The 19,508-nt window shown below is 35.0% G+C and carries 20 protein-coding genes; all 20 read left to right on the top strand.

The genetic code is table 11. The features are described from left to right. Window position 1 precedes the first annotated feature (1 nt). Entirely contained in the window at window positions 2-478 is a 477-nt protein-coding gene (gene ybeY / locus Q0E20_RS02640; RefSeq protein ID WP_295995879.1) for an rRNA maturation RNase YbeY, read from the top strand. Further along, complete coding sequence (gene era, locus Q0E20_RS02635) at window positions 471-1,370, top strand: GTPase Era (RefSeq protein WP_295995876.1); 900 nt, start codon at window positions 471-473, stop codon at window positions 1,368-1,370. The genes ybeY and era overlap by 8 nt, the downstream gene beginning before the upstream one ends. Before the next feature lie 34 nt (window positions 1,371-1,404). Next, window positions 1,405-2,733, top strand: coding sequence for a hemolysin family protein (locus tag Q0E20_RS02630; RefSeq protein ID WP_295995873.1), 1,329 nt, complete (start codon window positions 1,405-1,407; stop codon window positions 2,731-2,733). After that, window positions 2,726-3,427, top strand: coding sequence for a DNA repair protein RecO (locus Q0E20_RS02625; protein WP_295995870.1), 702 nt, complete (start codon window positions 2,726-2,728; stop codon window positions 3,425-3,427). The genes Q0E20_RS02630 and Q0E20_RS02625 overlap by 8 nt, the downstream gene beginning before the upstream one ends. A gap of 317 nt (window positions 3,428-3,744) precedes the next feature. Then, on the top strand, window positions 3,745-4,491 hold the full coding sequence (larE, locus tag Q0E20_RS02620; RefSeq protein WP_295995867.1) for an ATP-dependent sacrificial sulfur transferase LarE: 747 nt from the start codon (window positions 3,745-3,747) through the stop codon (window positions 4,489-4,491). Then, window positions 4,488-5,243, top strand: coding sequence for a nickel pincer cofactor biosynthesis protein LarB (gene larB / locus Q0E20_RS02615; RefSeq protein ID WP_296033177.1), 756 nt, complete (start codon window positions 4,488-4,490; stop codon window positions 5,241-5,243). The genes larE and larB overlap by 4 nt, the downstream gene beginning before the upstream one ends. Continuing rightward, entirely contained in the window at window positions 5,240-6,463 is a 1,224-nt protein-coding gene (larC, locus tag Q0E20_RS02610; protein ID WP_295995861.1) for a nickel pincer cofactor biosynthesis protein LarC, read from the top strand. Before larB ends, larC begins: the two co-directional genes overlap by 4 nt. A gap of 55 nt (window positions 6,464-6,518) precedes the next feature. Next, on the top strand, window positions 6,519-7,796 hold the full coding sequence (gene larA / locus Q0E20_RS02605; RefSeq protein ID WP_295995858.1) for a nickel-dependent lactate racemase: 1,278 nt from the start codon (window positions 6,519-6,521) through the stop codon (window positions 7,794-7,796). Window positions 7,797-7,974: 178 nt separating this feature from the next. After that, window positions 7,975-8,961: a DUF805 domain-containing protein gene (locus tag Q0E20_RS02600; RefSeq protein ID WP_295995855.1), complete on the top strand. Its 987-nt coding sequence runs from the start codon at window positions 7,975-7,977 to the stop codon at window positions 8,959-8,961. A 33-nt stretch (window positions 8,962-8,994) separates the two neighbouring features. Further along, entirely contained in the window at window positions 8,995-9,579 is a 585-nt protein-coding gene (locus tag Q0E20_RS02595; RefSeq protein ID WP_295995853.1) for a hypothetical protein, read from the top strand. 110 nt (window positions 9,580-9,689) lie between these two features. Continuing rightward, the gene (locus Q0E20_RS02590) at window positions 9,690-10,595 is read left to right on the top strand and encodes a DUF805 domain-containing protein (protein ID WP_295995851.1); all 906 of its coding nucleotides are present in this window, start codon (window positions 9,690-9,692) and stop codon (window positions 10,593-10,595) included. A gap of 300 nt (window positions 10,596-10,895) precedes the next feature. Next, window positions 10,896-11,339 carry a hypothetical protein gene (locus Q0E20_RS02585; protein ID WP_295995849.1) on the top strand — a complete coding sequence of 148 codons (444 nt, stop codon included), beginning with the start codon at window positions 10,896-10,898 and terminating at the stop codon, window positions 11,337-11,339. Window positions 11,340-11,777: 438 nt separating this feature from the next. Next, entirely contained in the window at window positions 11,778-12,317 is a 540-nt protein-coding gene (locus Q0E20_RS02580) for a hypothetical protein (RefSeq protein WP_295995846.1), read from the top strand. Window positions 12,318-13,139: 822 nt separating this feature from the next. Then, window positions 13,140-14,015: a glycine--tRNA ligase subunit alpha gene (gene glyQ, locus Q0E20_RS02575; RefSeq protein ID WP_005377537.1), complete on the top strand. Its 876-nt coding sequence runs from the start codon at window positions 13,140-13,142 to the stop codon at window positions 14,013-14,015. Between the two features lies 1 nt (window position 14,016). Further along, a complete protein-coding gene (glyS, locus tag Q0E20_RS02570; RefSeq protein WP_295995842.1) occupies window positions 14,017-16,068 on the top strand; it encodes a glycine--tRNA ligase subunit beta in 2,052 nt (683 codons plus the stop codon). Window positions 16,069-16,215: 147 nt separating this feature from the next. Then, complete coding sequence (locus tag Q0E20_RS02565) at window positions 16,216-16,587, top strand: MarR family winged helix-turn-helix transcriptional regulator (protein ID WP_295995840.1); 372 nt, start codon at window positions 16,216-16,218, stop codon at window positions 16,585-16,587. 170 nt (window positions 16,588-16,757) lie between these two features. Continuing rightward, window positions 16,758-17,099 (top strand): 50S ribosomal protein L19, encoded by a 342-nt coding sequence (gene rplS, locus Q0E20_RS02560; RefSeq protein WP_295995838.1) that lies wholly within the window; start codon window positions 16,758-16,760, stop codon window positions 17,097-17,099. 132 nt (window positions 17,100-17,231) lie between these two features. Next, complete coding sequence (gene ylqF / locus Q0E20_RS02555) at window positions 17,232-18,137, top strand: ribosome biogenesis GTPase YlqF (protein WP_295995835.1); 906 nt, start codon at window positions 17,232-17,234, stop codon at window positions 18,135-18,137. Then, window positions 18,130-18,930, top strand: a complete 801-nt coding sequence (locus Q0E20_RS02550; RefSeq protein ID WP_295995831.1) for a ribonuclease HII — start codon at window positions 18,130-18,132, stop codon at window positions 18,928-18,930. The genes ylqF and Q0E20_RS02550 overlap by 8 nt, the downstream gene beginning before the upstream one ends. A 172-nt stretch (window positions 18,931-19,102) precedes the next feature. After that, the gene (locus Q0E20_RS02545; RefSeq protein ID WP_295995828.1) at window positions 19,103-19,504 is read left to right on the top strand and encodes a YraN family protein; all 402 of its coding nucleotides are present in this window, start codon (window positions 19,103-19,105) and stop codon (window positions 19,502-19,504) included. The last annotated feature ends 4 nt before the right edge of the window (window positions 19,505-19,508 follow it).

Here is a 19,508-nt window from a genome sequence, read left to right as displayed (position 1 = left end):
TATGCATATACAAATTAGTTATGATGATGGTATAGCCCGAGATGCTAAGATTGAAGAGGTTATACGAAAGGTTTGCGATGAAGTGAGCCGTGTATATGGACTCGAAGATGATGAACTAAGCATTCTGTTATGTGATAATAAGAAAATTCATGAACTCAATAAAGAGTATCGTGGCATTGATCGGCCCACAGATGTATTGTCTTTTGCCCTTAATGAAGGGGACGATTATGAAGGTAGTGAAGAAGAACATCATCTATTGGGGGATATGATACTTTCCTTAGAGCGAGCTCATGAACAAGCCATCGAATACGGACATAGTTTTGAACGGGAATTAGCCTATTTGACAACACATAGTTGTTTGCATATCTTAGGCTATGACCATATGACCGATGAAGATAAAAAAGAAATGCGCACAGAAGAAGAATTTGTGCTTTCTAATTTAGGGTATGTACGAGAGGATCAACCATATAATGAATAAAGCAGAACATTTTAAATCCGGTTTTGTTGCTGTTGTAGGGCGACCAAATGTAGGCAAGTCTACGATGATTAATGCCTTAATAGGCGATAAGATTGCTATTGTGTCTGATAAGGCGCAGACTACGCGTAACCGCATTATTTGTGTTTACACTGATGAAGAGAAGCAAATCGTATTCATGGATACACCCGGTGTACATAAGCCAAAACATAAATTAGGTGAATTCATGGTCGATGCAGCTATTGAATCCTTAAAAGAGACAGAGGCTGTTCTATTTGTTGTGGCAGGCAATGAAAAACGTGGCCCTGGGGACAATTTCATCATTGAACAATTGAAACGTGTGAAAGTACCGGTGTTCCTCGTAGTCAATAAAATCGATACACTACAAAAAGAACAAGTATTAGAAGCTATCGTGTCCTATCAAGATGCGTATCCATTTACTGGTGTCATCCCTATTTCGGCAAAGAATAAAGAAAATTTATCTGAATTGCTTAATGTGTTAGGTAAATATTTGCCAGAAGGTCCTCAATACTTCCCAGAAGATATGATTACGGACCAACCAGAACGATTGATTATTTCCGATATCGTTCGAGAAAAGATTTTATTGTCTACTCGTGATGAAATCCCTCATGCTATTGCTGTTGATGTGGATGAAATGAAGACCCGTGATGATGGAACAACCTATATTCGTGCTACTATCTATTGTGAACGGGATTCTCAAAAGGGGATTATCATTGGTAATAAAGGTGCGTTACTACGCAAGATTGGTGCGGAAGCGCGCATGGACATTCAAAAGCTATTAGCCACAAAAGTGTATCTTGATTTATGGGTTAAGGTTAAGAAGGATTGGCGTAACAAATCTGGTATGCTTTCAGAATTAGGTTATAAAAAATAGATTTTGTTGTGTCATTACGATAGAAAGGATTATTATGGATAGTATAGATGCCCTGTTACCGATTCTATTTGGCATAGTATGTATTTTCTTAATTAACTTTTTAGTTGTTGCAAAATTTTCCTTTGCTCGTTTGCGCAAAGAACATGTGGAGGATATGACGATATTATTAGAGAAAGATCGTCAATTTTTATTAAAGCTTTATCAAAATCCTGAGTACTTTTTAAATACTACACAATTTCTTATACTCTTTTTCATTCTCGCCTTAGCGGGGACTGGTACATATATTTTTAATAGCTTTGTAGCGGGTATTATGGATGTATTTAATATTCATGGTACATGGGTTCATCATATTTTGGACCTTTTATTGCTAATCATCATTAGCCTTATCGTACTTATTTTTGGTGAAATCGTACCAAAAGCATTGGGGTTATCATTTCCTACAAAGTATGTCAATATGCATAGCCGTATTGTTGTTGGAGTTGGTCGCATTGTATATCCTTTTGTTTGGTTAGCTAGTAAAATATCCAATTGTATCCTTAAGTTTTACCAAACAAAATACTTAACTGAATTAGACCTTGTATACACTGAAGAGGAACTACGTATGATGATTTCTCGAAGTCATGAAGAAGGTCAGTTAAATCAAGTAGAATCTGAGTTGATAGATAATGTATTTAATTTTGTGGAACGTATGGCAAAAGAGGTTATGGTGCCACGCCAAGATGTGGACTGTATTTTTGTGGAAGATGGATATGATGAAGCCATGAAGGTAATTCGGTCTACGTCGCATACAAGATACCCATTGTGTGTGGAAGATAAAGATCATATTGTAGGCCTTGTACACATTAAGGATTTGATGGAACGTCAGAATCAAGCTAGAAAAGATTTGCGTAATATTAAACGCGATATTTTAACTGTTCCTGAAGTTATGAAACTTTCTACTTTGTTGCAATATATGCGGACTCGTCGTATTTATCAAGCTGTTGTTGTCGATGAATATGGTGGTATGGTAGGTCTAGTAGGATTAGAAGATATCATTGAGGAATTGGTCGGGGATATTCAAGACGAACATGAATCCCATTTACCAGCAACGATGAGCTATGCAGATGGTTCCTTTGAGTTTGATGGTAAGGTTCTTGTGGATGAAGTATCTGAAATGATGAATATTCATATTGAGGATTCTGATTCTGATACAATTGGTGGATATATTTTTGGTTTATTAGAACGTACTCCAATCGTAGGTGATACTGTAGATGCTTATGGATATACTTTTGAAGTCATTAAGATGCAAGGATATCGTATTTCTCGATTGCGAGTGACTCCTTTACCGGAATTAGAACCTGTACCGGAAGATAATCATGAATAATCTTAATGGAGGATTTAATACACCTGCTATCGTAGTGAGTCGAAAAAAATATAAGCTTTATTCAGTATTTACTTTTATAACTCCATCGTTAGGTATTATTAAGGCATCTATACCACATAAACGACTACAAACATTGCGCAATGCTTCCTATCTACGTCCATTCAGTGCTATGTATATTACAGTTGTACAGGATGGAGAATTTGTGAAAGTTACCCAAATTGATGGGTCCTATGTGGTAGAATCACTTGATACGAATTTAGATAATATTGCCTATGCCTCTGTAGCTAGTGAACTTATACAAGAACTTTTTGCGTTGTATGATGTAGATCGTAAGGTATTCGATGCTGTGGTCAACTATTCTAAATCCATACGGCAAAGAAATGTACGACTAGGGACCATCATATTGGGATGGCAGATGTTGTCGTTAGCAGGTATAATGCCACAGCAGGAAGCATTTGCTACAGGAGATGGAATTGATTTATTTTGGAACGAATTACGTTTGCATACGCATATGAATCCATCTATTGCATTACGCAAAGCGATGCCAAATATGTTGGCTTATCAATGGGGTGATACAGCGCCTATTGAACTTCCTAGAACTGTATGGAAAGAATTAGAAAAATTACTATTTTCTTATTGTGAACATGAAATAGGAAAACAATTACAAAGTGTAAAATTTTTGATGAGTTTATAAAGTGTTCTAATAAATTACTTGGACATTATTTATATGATTGCTTATCATAAATTTTTATGAATTATAAACCACTTATTTTTAATAGGGGAGATAAACCTATTTATGATAAGTGGTTTTCTTATATAGAAAAAATGTAATTTAATACATAAATATTTATCTTTTTTATGAGTTAGAAAATATCTATAAAACAATTTATACTAAATATAATAGTAATTGTTTAATTTAATGTAATAGTAGTAATAGAGTTCTTATTAGGGTAACTCTATTTTATTTTTATAAATTAAAGAGTATAGAAACCTATTAAAGGATTGCATATTATGAAATTAATAGATTATATAAATAGCTTTGATAATGTTGCAGTAGCTTTATCTGGCGGGGTAGACTCATCTTATTTAGCATATGCCGCAAAAAAATCAGGTATTCCTTGCAAAGCGTATACTGTAAAATCTCAGTTTGTGCCACAGTTTGAATTAGAAGATGCAAAGAAAATTGCCGAGTTTATTGGTATTCCTCTAGAAATTATAGATATTAATGTGCTTGTACATGATGATGTAATGAGCAATCCAAGTGACCGTTGTTATTACTGTAAACATCATGTATTCACAACGATAAGTGAACATGCTAAACGTGATGGTTTTACGGTTTTATGTGATGGAACCAATGCGAGTGATGATGTGGAAGATCGACCAGGTATGAAAGCAATAGCGGAGCTATCTGTTAAGTCGCCATTACGAGAATGTAATCTAACAAAATCTATGATTCGTGATTTAGCTCATCAAGCCAATTTGTTTACGTGGAATAAACCATCCTATGCTTGTTTAGCTACAAGATTTCAAGCGGGACAACGTATAACAGGTCATGATTTAGAACACATTGAACGAGCGGAAGGGTATTTGTTTTCCTTAGGTCTATCAGATTTTCGTGTTCGTCTGATAGGAAATACTGCTAAAATTCAAGTCCCAGAGAATCAAATTGCTATTGTTATTAAGAATAGGATTGAGATTCTCATATTTTTTAAATCTATGTTTGATGATGTTGTATTAGATTTAGAGGTGCGTTCATGAGCGATACTATAAGATCCCTTTTGGAGAAAGTAAAAAATGGACAGGTAGATGTGGATGCAGCCTTATTAAAGCTAAAAATGAAACCGATAGAGGATTTAGGGTATGCCAACGTTGATTTACATCGTCAATTACGACAAGGTGTTCCGGAGGTTATATATGGCGCCGGTAAAACTAGTGAACAAATCGTGGGTATTATCTCCTCCATGCAGTCTAATGGGCAAGGTCATATATTGATTACACGCTTAGCACCTGATGTGGCTGCAGAGGTTCAAGAACACCATTCCTTGACATATATCAAGGATGCTCATATCGGCTACACTGGTGATATGCCTACGAAGAAAACAGAGTCAAGTATAGCTATTGTTACCGGCGGTACAAGTGATTATAAAGTGGCTGAAGAATGTGCTATTACAGCTGAATTTTATGGTAATACGGTCAATCGAATTTTTGACGTAGGTGTGGCGGGTATTCATCGTTTGTTACAACATTTAGATACTATTATGTCTGCTAAGGTTATCGTTGTCATTGCCGGTATGGAAGGGGCTTTAGCAAGTGTTGTTGGTGGCCTTGTGGATGTACCTGTTATCGCCGTACCAACTAGTGTTGGTTATGGAACCGCATTTGGTGGTGTTACGGCGCTTTTATCTATGCTCAACTCTTGTGCCAGTGGTGTTACCGTTGTTAATATAGACAATGGGTTTGGTGCTGCTTATACGGCGAACATGATTAATCAGATAGGTGAAAGTAAATGAAACGACTATTTTTAGATTGCCAAATGGGTATTGCCGGCGATATGCTAACCGCTACATTACTCGGTTTAGTAGATAATCCTGAAACATGGATAGAACGGCTTAATCAAATAGGGATACCTAATGTCACCTATGCACTAATACCAAAAGAAGATAAAGGATTGGAAGGCTATCGGGTAGCAGTAACTATTAATGGTATAGAAGAATCTGAACATGGTGAGACAGATACGTATGAAGACCATTCAGATTACCATGTACATAGCGAACATCATGTGCAGGGCCGAGGCTTACAAGGTGTAACGGATATAATTAATAGCTTATCTATTTCCAATACGTGTAAACAGAATGCTATAAACGTATATAATCTGGTAGCTGAAGCGGAGGCCAAGGTTCATAAATCAACAGTAACACAAATTCATTTCCACGAGCTGGGCATGCTTGATGCTATTGCAGATATTGTGGCCGTTTGTGTACTCTTAGAGGCATTGAAGTTTGATGAGATTATTATCTCACCTATACATGTAGGAACTGGCACTGTTCACTGCGCTCATGGAGAACTACCTGTACCAGCACCAGCAACGATGGAATTATTAGCCGGTATACCAATGTACGCAGACTATCAAATTAATGGTGAGCTATGTACGCCTACCGGTGCAGCGTTAGCCCAATATTTTGGTACAGCTTTTAGCCATATGCCAGTTATGACACCAACAAAGGTATCTTATGGCTTTGGCACGAAACAATTTGAAAGACCGAATTGTATTCGCGCCTTTCTTGAAATAAACAATGATTTAGAAGATATAATCATTGAAATGTCCTGTAATCTCGACGATATGACACCAGAAGAAATCGGCTATGCAGTAGAACAGTTATTACTTTCACCAGCCTTAGATGTATTTACCACACCGATTATGATGAAAAAACAACGACCTGGTACGATGTTGACAGTTCTTTGTAAGGTAGACGATATCGAGAATCTGCGAGATTTAATATTCAAACACACTACAAGCCTTGGTGTTCGTTACCATCGTTGTGAACGATATATTTTGAACCGGTCTGCAGGAGACATAGACTGGGAAGGTAACAGAATTGCTTTCAAAACAAGTAGTGGATTTGGTGTAAAGAGACATAAATATGAATATGATTCACTAGCTGCCATTGCTAAGCAAAATGATATGAGTTTGTTAGACCTTAAACGACAATTGCGTAAGAAGGAGGATTGATTTGTCGTAGCGGGTTATTTATAGTTTGTTAGTGTTAAGTTAAGGAGTGATTCCTATGAAAACATTTAATGTACCCTATGCAAAAGGATTTGTAGATATCAATATTCCTGATCAAAATGTGGCAGGTGTATTAGAATCTAAAGCCCATTCTTATAAGGCAGAGCTTTCACAAGAAGCATTGGTAGAACATGCGTTAGATAATCCTATCGGTAGCCAACGCTTGGAAGAATTGGTAAAGGGTAAATCCAACATGGTCATCATCACAAGTGACCATACGCGTCCAGTACCTAGTAAAATTACGATGCCAATTTTACTTCGCCGTATTCGTGAAGCTAATCCATCCATCGATATTACCATTTTATTAGCAACTGGTTTCCATCGTCCTACTACGCATGAAGAAATGGTAGATAAATTCGGTCCTGAAATTGTAGCCAATGAAAAGATTGTAAACCATATCTCTGGTGATGCTAGCCAAATGACTAAAATCGGCGTGTTGCCATCCGGTGGGGACTGCATTATCAATAAACTAGCTGTGGAAACTGAGCTATTAATTTCTGAAGGATTTATTGAACCACATTTCTTTGCTGGTTTCTCTGGAGGTAGAAAAAGCGTATTGCCAGGCATTGCTTCTGAAGTAACTGTAATGGCAAATCACTGTGCTGAATTTATCAATAGCCCATATGCTCGTACAGGTATTATCGAGAACAATCCAATTCATAAGGATATGGTATATGCGGGTCGTACTGCGAAATTAGCATTTATTTTAAATGTTGTTATCGATGCGGAAAAACATATTATCAATGCTTTTGCGGGTGATATGGAACAAGCTCATGAAACAGGCTGTGCTTTTGTGTCTGAACTAGCCAGTGTGAAAGCTGTACCAGCAGACATCGTTATCACTACAAATGGTGGGTATCCATTAGACCAAAACGTATATCAAGCTGTAAAAGGTATGACCGCTGCCGAAGCATCTTGTAAAAAAGATGGCGTTATCATCATGATTGCCGCTTGTAATGATGGTCATGGTGGGGAATCACTATACGAAAACCTTAAAAATGCCAAAACACCTCGTGAATTATTAGATCGCATTGCTAAGGTGACTCGTAATGAAACAATTCCAGACCAATGGGAAATGCAAATCTTGGCTCGTATTTTAGATCAATTTACAGTTATCATTGTAACAGATCAATGCGACCCTAAGATGCTTACCGACATGCATTTACAACATGCTAGCACATTTGATGAAGCATTGAACAAAGCCTTGGAATTAAAAGGTAAAGATGCAAGCATTACAGTTATTCCTGATGGCGTATCTGTTGTGGTGAAAGCGTAATTTACAATAACATATTGAACTCTTAGATCGTATTTCTCAGGGTAATTTAATGAACCACCTATTAAAGATGACTGGTAATCTTTGATAGGTGGTTTAAAATTTATTAATATTCTTATATAATGTGATATAAATATAAGATTAATATATTACAATTTTACTAGCTTAAGAGCGAGGGAATATGAGCTATATACAGGATGAGTATTATATTTTAAAGCAAAATTTGATAATGCTTAAGCATAATATTCGTTTAAATAAAATTGAATATACTATGGCTTTATTATTATTAATATTTTATACATTATATATAATGGGCTATCTATTAGCGGCCTTAAGCGAAGGAATAATTAGATTAGAGTTTCAAAGTTTTGATTTGTTTATAATAAGTGATTTAAGGATTACTGAATCTGACTATATTATATTAGCAATTTTACAGTTGCTTATTTGTTCTATAGGAATGTTAAGACTAATACAGTATCGTTTTAATGATAGTGATTTACATACAGGCGGGAAACTTGTTAGTTATTGCTTTGCTTTTGCTTTAATATTCTTTGGTGGAATATATATTCATCGTGTTTTTTGTACAGGTTTAAATTCGGTTACATTTGAATTTTCTCTTTATTTTTGGATGTCAATACGAATCATGTTACTTGCTTTTTTGTTTATTTTACTTAAGCATATTCCAAGGGACTTAAAATATGGTTCAGCTAGTTATAGTGCTTTAGTAGGCAATCATAAGATTATATATCATGATCTTATTGAATATAGAAAATCAGATGAATCAATCGTTGAATACATCGGATTAAATCACATTTTAAAGGTGATGAAAAAAACATTTATTATCGATATGTTGAATATCAAAGGTAGACAAAGTAGAGCACAGATTATATGGTGTAATATTATATTTATTATAACTATTGCTCTATTAAATCAAATTATAAGTTCTATGATTCAAAGTCAATTTATATCTCATATGTGGCACGATTATATAGCATATATTTTTTATTATTGGTTACTATTGGCTAACGTATGTATGATCATTAGAAGATTACATGACTCTGGAGCAAGTGCGTTATGGATATTGGGATTATGGATTCCTTATATAAACATATATGTTTTATATTTAATTCTTTTTAAGCCATCAATTATAGGTGTTGAGATGAATTAAAAAGAGGAATGTAAATATAGGAGATATTAGTTTATGAAGAGTTTGATTAATGTCGAATATCTAAAGAATATATATAATTGTATAGGTAAAAATGTAAATAATGTATTTGTACTTAGAGATAATTCTTTTGATGAAAGTGAAATAGAATATATATCGGATGGCTGTATATATTTACAATTTGAGAATCAAATTATTAAATTTATAAATAAGTCAATTTTAGGCCCTGATTTAGATGATTATCCTAATTTAGGTTTTGAGGAATATGAGAATTTAAATGATAATTATTTGTTGAGTGAATTTTCATTATATGCGTTAAATATAACTGGAATTATAAATGATATTAAGATTGTAAATGATGAATTTTCGTCGTGGTGGGATAATGATATTATTTGTGTAGATATAGCTTTGAAGTTTAATATTTCTGGTGCTATTTATTATCTAATTTTGTGGGATTCAATTCCTGATACAATAAGTTGGATTGATGGTAGTAATATAACTTCCGAAAATTATTACAAACTTCGTGATAGAATTAGTAATTTTTGGATTGGTAAATCTCCTGACTTTAAGTATTTTTATAGAAAAGAAATCTCTATACACGATCGATTAAATAATTTGTAATATGATCGCATTATAAAGATATATTAAGTGTATTTTGTACTAAGATTTTCTAATGAGAATATGAAGGAGAATAACTACTATGTGCATGAGAGGAACGTAAGATAAATTAGATGATACGTGAAGAGATTCAACTTCTAAAACAAAATATATATGATTTGCTCAATAATACGAGGCTAAATAAGAAGGCATATCTATTTATATCAATAGGTTTATTCTTTACCTATTTTGTTAGTAATGCAATTATAAACACTTTGTCTATCCAATTAATAGAGATGTATTATTTACGTTATATCTTTAAACTAATGGGTGTATGTTTAGTTATAGAGTTAAGCAGACGTAGATTACATGATTTTGGATTATCAGGAAAATGGATATATTCATGGTTAATAACAAGTTGTAGTATATATGGATATTATATGTATGATCTATTTGTAGTTAATGGATTAAATATAGCATTTTTTGAGAAAATTTTGCTCATCGAATTAGGTGTTATTTTTATACCAACAATATTTTTATGCCTACTCCCATGTAATCATGGCAATAATCAATATGGAAATAGTAGTGTTCAATTGATTTCACCAACAAAATCTGTTGGTTATTTAAATAACAAGATAACTTTAGAGAATAAAAATGGATTACTAGAGTATATGAGGGATATTTATATACATCAGTCATTCTCTCTTAAAGGCAGAGCTAAAAGAGTAGAGGCTCTTTTTGGTATAGGATCATTTGGTATGATTATTAGCTTAATCGTAAATTTTATCTCAATACTTTTTATGATTAAAGACGAGACAGGAATAGAAATACTTACACCTATATCAATAGGTATATTTTATGTCTTATATTTTTATACTATTTTATCAATTTTGACATTATGTATTCGTAGATTACACGATAGTTTATATAGTGGGCTTTGGGTCATATTATTATTGGTTCCGTATTTAAATATTTTTATTATATATAGGATATTTATGAAAAGTAGTTGGGATATAAATAGTTTAAGGAATATAAGCTAAATTTGTTTGTAAGTCTAATTAATATTATATGTGTGAGGAAAATGAGCAAATTAATTTATCTAGGTTTCTTTTGTGTGGTCGCAGTACAAACATTATTAGGAAGACAAATAATTCGAAATAAATTCTTATTTGTGTTGAGCCCAATTCTACTTATAGTATCCTCATTATTAAAAATTATTTTAATTCTAACAGATCATCATACAAAAACAATGAGTCTTGTTATTTTTCCTGTACTCATTATTAGCCTATTTGTTACACTCTATATTAGGCATGAGCAATATAAAAAGGAGGAAGATAGTGGTGCATGATTTTTTAGTAAGTTATACTTGGTGGATTATACCAGTATTTTCTTTTTTTGGTATTATATTAGGATGTAAGTTTCATATAAAAGGATTTGACTATTCAATTCGATTGAGTGGTGGAAATTTTTTTGCGTATAGTTTTATGTCTATAATAGGACTTTATTTTGATATCTTCTTATTTAGTAGACTTGATACTATAGAGAACATCAGTTATGGATCTTATTTGATATATTATATTTTGATATGTTTACTAGGTATGCTTTGTATATCCTGGTATTTTTTAGCAGGGATGAGGCGCATCCAATCTATTTCAACTTTACCGGCATGGAGTTATCCAATTTTTCTTATTGTTGTGGGAATAGTTTCTAACTATATTGATGATGTATCGTATCTAATTATTGGTGCTCATCTTTATATGATATTTGCTAAGAGTAAAGCATAAAGATATTCAGCTAGTAATTACCTGTTTTCACTAATATTTAAAAATAGTGATAATAAATGGATTTATTACCTATTTTCTCTGTTTACTATATTGTTATTTTTAATGGCAATCTTATACTATGTGTAATTTCATATTAATAAAATTGGGAGATAAGATCATTCATATATGTTGGTATCTTATGAATATGGAAATGATGCTCAAAGAATGTACAAAATGATGATATAGAAATGTACAATTTTGATTGTATTATATGGTTAAATGTGACATAAGCGAATAAGGAATAGTAAATAATAGGTTAAATAAAATGTTCAGGACGCAGAATCATAAGGAAAGTTGATTAAAAAAACGATATTAAAGAGTCAAATATCATCAAGAAGTAGAGTAGAAATTATGATCAATCATATAAATAAAAAGAGTTTAGATATACTTGCAGGTATAATGAATCAACATGTAGATAATATTTTTTCTCAAAAATTATTTGGATTTTCTCCAGATAGGAGGCAAAAAAAATTAGATGAAAATAATGATGTAGTGATATATTTACAAATTAAGGATTCATACATTGAGATTGTTAATGATTATATAGAAACTGAAGAGTATGATGAATATCCTAATTTTGAAATAAAACGTTGTATTAAAATGAATGAAGATACAGATTACCATCAAATAGTACCAAATGATATTAATGGAACCATAGAACAGATTAGTATTGTTAATGATGAATTTACTACATTTTATTCAGATGAAATAAATAGTATTGATATAGCAATAAGAATTAATATTTCTGGTCATGATTACTATATTATTGCTTGGGATGCCATTCAAGGCAATTTAAGCTTGATTGATAAAGGTATAATTTGTAAGGAAGATTTTTGGCTTATTAGAAGTCAGATATCTAAATTTTGGATAAATAAAGATTTAGATTTAAGATACTTTTATAGAAAAGAAATACCTATTACGGATAGGATAAATAAATGAATGTATATAAAATAAAGTATAATCTTTTAAGATTAGTTAGATTTCGATTGTTGGGTATTATAATATCCACATTATGTTGGGGTTCAAGTGTACTAAAAGCATTGCCGGTGGATGGATTATATGCTTTATGGGGCGGATTTGTAGTCTCATCTATTACTAATTTGATTATTGGATGGCCAATTATTCGTCGCAGAAAACTTCTTAAACTTATTTATCGAAGGTATATACGTGAAGGAAACTCTCTAATTTCCTTTTGGATATGGTTTGTGATTGGATGGATTGACAGAATTATAAAAATAGATAATAGGAAATATACTTTATTCAGATTTTCTTTTAATTCTTATACATTTTATGATTACATTTGGTTGGCTATCTATATTATATTACTCCTCTGGGTTGTATTATATGCTGATATGAATAATTGGGAACGATTGATTGCTGGAGGCTCTATAATTCTTTGGATTCTTAAATCCTTATATGTAAAGTAACCGCATTACTGGTACCCATTAATTTATATCTATATTGACATTCATCCCTCTGTATTGCTACAATATTGTGTATAATATATGCGATGAAGCAGAGTAGTAAACCTCTCTAGCGAGTGAGGATGGTGTAAGCTCACATTTGGTTGAAGGCGCTGTAGAGCATTGGCAGGAACGCAGAAATCTGTTAGTAAAGGCCAACATAGAAAAAAGAGGGCGCAAGCCAAATAGGGTGGAACCGCGGGTATACTCGTCCCTGTAACGTTTTTCGTTACAGGGACTTTTTTTGTTTGTAACGAAATGGTTGATTTTATGTCGGTTGTGTAAAGTGGAGGCAGCAATGACATTTCAAGAGATTATACTAAATCTACAAAAGTTTTGGAGTGAACAAGGTTGTATCGTTCAAAATCCATATGACATCGAAAAGGGTGCAGGTACAATGAATCCTGCTACATTCTTGCATGCAATTGGTCCTGAACCATGGGCTGTATGTTATGTAGAACCTTCTCGTCGTCCAGCAGATGGTCGTTATGGTGATAATCCTAACCGTTTGTTCCAACATCATCAATTCCAAGTTATCGTAAAACCATCACCAGATAACATTCAAGAATTATACTTACAATCCTTGGCAACACTTGGTATTCACGCTGAAGATCACGATATCCGTTTCGTAGAGGATAACTGGGAATCTCCAACATTGGGCGCTTGGGGCCTTGGCTGGGAAGTATGGCTCGACGGTATGGAAGTAACGCAGTTCACATATTTCCAACAAGTTGGCTCCATCGACTGTAAACCAGTTTCCGTAGAAATTACATACGGTTTAGAACGTTTGGCTATGTACATTCAAGGCGTAGAAAACGTATATGACCTTAAATGGAATGAAAACGTTACATATGGTGACGTTTGGCATGCTAATGAAGTTGAACAATCCGTTTACAATTTTGAATTAGCTGATACAGATATGCTTTTCAAATTGTTTGATATGTACGAAGCAGAAGCAAAACGCGTTTGCGGTGCCGGTTATGTACTACCAGCCTATGACTATGTTTTGAAATGTTCCCACACATTCAACTTGCTTGATTCCCGTGGCGCTATTTCCATTAGCGAACGTACTGCTTTCATCGGCCGCGTACGTGCACTAGCTCGTATTTGTGCACAACAATACCTCGCTAAACGTGAAGAATTAGGATTCCCACTTTTGAAAGGAGATAAATAAGATGGCAAAGGATTTATTATTTGAAATCGGTGCAGAAGAAATTCCTGCCGGCTTTATGCCAAATATCTTAGGTCAATTGAAACAATTGGCTGAAACAAAATTAAATGATGCCCATCTTCCTTTTGAAAGCATCGCAACATACGGCACACCACGTCGGTTGGCTCTTATCGTGAAAGGTCTTGCTGACACATCTGCTGAAATCAGCGAACGTCACAAAGGTCCTTCCGCGTCTATTGCATATGATGCTGATGGCAATCCTACAAAAGCAGCTATCGGTTTTGCTCGTGGTAAAGGTCTAGATGTAGCTGATCTCGTTGTAGAAGACGGCTATATTTACGCTGAAACTAAAACGGCAGGCGTACCTGCAAAAGATATTGTAACTGATATGTTGCCACAATTGATTACAGGTCTTAACTTCCCTAAATCCATGCATTGGGGCAATTTAGATGCTAAGTTCGTACGTCCTGTACGTTGGCTTGTAGCATTACTTGATGAAGAAGTCATTCCTGTAGAATTTGCTACCGTTAAATCTGGTAATGTAACACGTGGTCATCGTTTCTTAGGTGCTGATGAAATTACTATCAAAAATTCAGCATCCTATGTAGACACATTAAAAGAAAACTTTGTTATGGTTGATCAAGACGCACGTCGTGAATTGATTTCTAAACAATTACATGATATTGCAGCTTCTAAAAAGGCATCCATCGTTTGGGATGATGATTTGTTAGAAGAAATCAACTATCTTGTTGAATGGCCTACAGCATTGTGTGGTGGCTTTGAAGAATCTTACTTGGCACTTTCAGATGCTGCTATCATTACACCTATGAAAGACCATCAACGTTATTTCCCATTGGTTAATCAAGACGGTAAATTGTTGCCAATGTTCTTGACAGTTCGTAACGGCTCCGACCATTCCATCGAAGTAGTGCAAGCTGGTAATGAACGCGTATTGCGTGCTCGTCTTGATGATGCTAAATTCTTCTTTAATGAAGACCGTAAGAAAGCTCTTATCGACCGTCAAGATGGTTTGACAAAAATCGTGTTCCAAGAAGGTCTTGGCAACTTGGCTGACAAAACAGAACGTTTGTTAACATTAGGCCGTGTATTTAGTGAAGAATGTGAATTACACGAAGATGCGCGCTTCGTATTGGAACGTGCTACTGAACTTGCCAAAACTGACCTCACTACAGGTATGGTTACAGAATTTACCGAATTACAAGGTGTAATGGGTAAAGAATACGCATTACTTGACGGTGAATCCCCAGAAGTGGCGGAAGCTATTTTTGAACAATACTTGCCACGTTTTGCAGGTGATGTATTGCCTCAAACAGAAGCTGGTAAGGTGTTGTCCATTATCGACAAAATCGATAACATTGTTGCTACATTTAGCCGTGGCTTGATTCCGACAGGTTCTCAAGATCCATATGCATTGCGTCGCCAAACAATTGGTATCTTGAACATCTTGCTCAACAGCGAATGGAATATTTCCTTGCGCCCAATCATCGTGGAATCCATGAATCTTCTTAATGTGCCTGCAGATAAACAAGATGAATTGCTTGGCCAAGTAGAAGAGTTCATTACATTGCGTTTAAAAAATATCTTCCTTGACCGTGAAGTGCCTCATCATGTAATCGATTTATTGTTATCTAACAATGAATTGTCCGTTGCTGATGCTGAAGGCCTTGTGAAAGCTCTCTTGGCTAACCGCATTGATGAAAATGTTGAATTAGTGCAAGCTTTCACACGTATGTATAATCTTGTGAAAGATGTAACATATACCGGTGTTGATGAAAGTCTATTAAAAGAAGATGCAGAACGCGCCTTGTATGAAGCGGCTACGAAAGCATCCGAAGCAAGTATCGATGCATGGGATAACAACGACTATGACGCTGTTGTAGCAGTACCTGCTACATTGGTGCCTGTAATCAACAAATTCTTTGAAGATGTTATGGTCATGGACAAAGACGAAGCTATTAAAGCTAACCGTTTACAACTTGTTCGGTTGGCATATAGCGTAATGGCTATTATTGGCGATATTAGTGCATTAAAATAATATATATTTTATATAATTAGGAAGTTATATTTGTCTTAATTATGTGAAACTGAGGAAGGGCAACTACGGTTGCCTTTTCTTTATGCAGGATTTTTGACATCCATGTCGAATACATAAAAGTATACAAAGTTGTAAGGAGATGTCATTATGATTACAGATGTTGAATTGTTTAATGCCATCCGTAATGTGACGGCTAAACGTGAAGGTTCACGATATAGATTACTTATGGAATTATATACGATTGGTACGGGAACGAGTCAACGTGTATTAGTGGATAGTTTACAGATTCGACCTGCTACTGTATCGGAACAGCTTGATGTACTTATACATTTGGGATTTGTAAAAAAAACTATAGATACAATGGATAAGCGGACCACCGTTGTGACATTAACTGATATTGGAAAAGCTGAGGCACAGAAATTAGTGGAGAATAGAGATAAGCAATTGGCTCATCGTTTTAGACATTTATCTGTTGAAGATAGACAAGATCTTTATGATTTAATTTGTCGCATTGATTAAGACATATTTTGTGTATAGAGTTACAGTACATTAAATATATAAATCTATATAAACATAGTGTTTAAGTTCTTGCATTGTACATTGACTTATGATAATATATTACTGTTAATTTGAGACAGTCCGCTGCCTATAAGGTGTAGGTATTGAATGTCTGCAAACAGGAGGAAACAATGAACATTATTAACGTACTCGAACAAGAACAACTTCGTACAGACATCCCTACATTCCGCGCTGGTGACACAGTACGTGTACACGTAAAAGTAGTGGAAGGTAGCCGTGAACGTATCCAAGTATTCGAAGGCTTGGTAATTAAACGTCAAAACGGTGGCGTACGTGAAACTTTCACAGTTCGTCGTATTGCATCTGGTGTAGGTGTAGAACGTACATTCCCACTTCACAGCCCACGCTTAGCTAAAATTGAAGTTATGCGTCATGGTGTTGTTCGTCGTGCTAAATTGTACTACTTACGTAACCTTACAGGTAAAGCTGCTCGTATTCGCGAAAAACGCTAATGTTCATAAAAGGCTGCCGTTGGCAGCCTTTTATTTTTGTTACAATATAGATAGGCAAATAAATAATCGAATGAAATATAGATACATACATTGCTATCTGAAAGGATAGAACGTATGTGGAAAGGATATTATATGGCAGATTCACCTATTGTACATTGGTTCCCTGGGCATATGGCGAAAGCTACGCGCATGATAACGGAGTATATCAAAAAGGTAGACGTTGTTATCGAGTTATTAGATGCACGTATTCCCCGTTCGAGTGCGAATCCGGTTATCCTTGAGTTAGTTGGTCAAAAACCGCATATTGTATTGTTAAATAAGGTTGATTTAGCAGATTCAAAAGCAACGAAGGAATGGACTGAATTCTTTACGCAACAAGGGATTACCGTATTAGCCATCGATTCCAAATCTGGGAAGGGTAATAAAAAATTAGTATCTACCGTAGAACGTCTCAGCAAACCTATCATTGACCGTTGGGTAGCAAAGGGGATTCGTAGCCGATCCATACGTACCATCATCTTAGGTATTCCTAATGTAGGGAAATCTACATTGATTAATTCATTGGCTGGTTCTGCAGCAACCCGTACGGCTAACAAGGCAGGTCACACCCGTGGTCAGCAATGGGTTAAAATTGGTAAGAATATGGAATTGCTTGATACGCCAGGCGTATTATGGCCTAAATTAGAGGACCAACGGGCTGCTGCACGTCTTGCTATGACAGGTGCCATTTCTGATGATGTATATGATTTAGAGCACGTAATTAAGCAATTGTTAAACCATCTATTGACGAATACACCTAATATCTTGATTGAACGCTACAAATTAAAAGAAGAAGAGATGGCCGATGTGGATACAATTCTTGAAAGCATTGGTCGTCGTCGTGGCTGTCTTGTCAGCGGTGGTGTTGTCGATCTTGATAAGGCACGTCGCATTATTTTGCAAGACTATCGCAATACAAAGCTTGGTACAATTACGCTAGACCAAGTTAATGAAGAGCCTTATTATCCTGAAGATGGTGAGGATGCACATAATGGATAAGGAAACATTCACTAAGTTAAAGGTAGCCGATATTAAGGCACTTTTTGAAACAGAACAAGCTTTGGAAATTCTACCATTAGCACAAGATGATACTCGTAGTTCCGTTCAGAAATTAGCGGCTTCTTATATTAAACGTCAAGAAAAAGAGCTAAAAGAACAACAACGCTTGATGAGCATGTACGATTATGAAGGTATATTCTACGATGAAGGGCTATATCATGTGGCTGGTGTCGATGAGGTAGGGCGAGGTCCTATTGCAGGTCCAGTTACGGTGGCTGCCGTTATTTTACCGCCTATGACATTAATTCCAGGCCTTAATGATTCTAAAAAGTTAACTGAAGAGAAACGTGAAGCATTGTATGATATCATCATGGATGAAGCAGTAGCGGTCAGCTGTATCTCCTATGGTCCGGAAAAAATCGATGAGCTTAATATTTATGAGGCTACACGACAAGCGATGTATGAGGCTATTCGCACTCTGGATGTACCTGCAGAGGCGGTTGTAGTTGATGCCATGAAATTACCTGATTTAACGATACCTGTTGAATCTATTATCAAAGGTGATAGTAAAAGTGCTAATATTGCAGCGGCATCTATTATTGCGAAAGTTACACGGGATCGATATATGAAAAGCCTGGATGAAGAATATCCTGGTTATGGTTTTGGCATACATAAGGGATATTATACAGAACTCCACAAAGAGGCTGTTGAGCAGCAAGGTGTTACACCTTTGCACAGAAAGAGTTTTGAACCCGTTAAGTCAATTGTTGGATGGCATCGAGAAGACAAGTAAATACATGGGTTTTTATACTGTGAAATAAAGATGAAAAATTAAAGGAAAAGAGGTTCCTATTGGTCACCTAGGTGACTATTAGGAACCTCTTTTCTATTTACAGTAAAGGTGTGACCGTCTTATGTTGTATATATAAGTATTCGAAAGTATCTATATACATAAGGAGGTCACTATGAATACAAGTAATCAAACACATCCGTGTAATCTATTAGATGCAAAAGCCTTAGGAGATTGGGGAGAAAATATTGCTCGCCATTACATTGAGCAACAAGGTTTAAAGATTATTACCACTAATTATAAAACAAAGGTAGGTGAAATAGATATTATTGCCAAACATGGGCTGACCTATCATTTTATTGAAATAAAGGCACGTCGTGGTATCACCCATGGATTACCTCGTGAAGCTGTATCAAAACGTAAACAAAAGCATATTAAACAAGCTGCTATGTATTTTATTCGTGATTTACGTTCCCAGAATCGTAAATGGAGAGAATTGTCTTTTGATGTAGTGGAGGTATATGTGCATGAAGATCTTAAAGCTACAATACACTATATGCCCCAATGCTTTATGTAGGAGG

This window comes from uncultured Veillonella sp. (genome assembly GCF_934230905.1).
In the GTDB taxonomy this organism is placed as follows: Bacteria; Bacillota; Negativicutes; order Veillonellales; family Veillonellaceae; genus Veillonella.
Note: the sequence above shows the minus strand (reverse complement) of the source record. Positions and strands in the feature narration are given on the sequence as shown.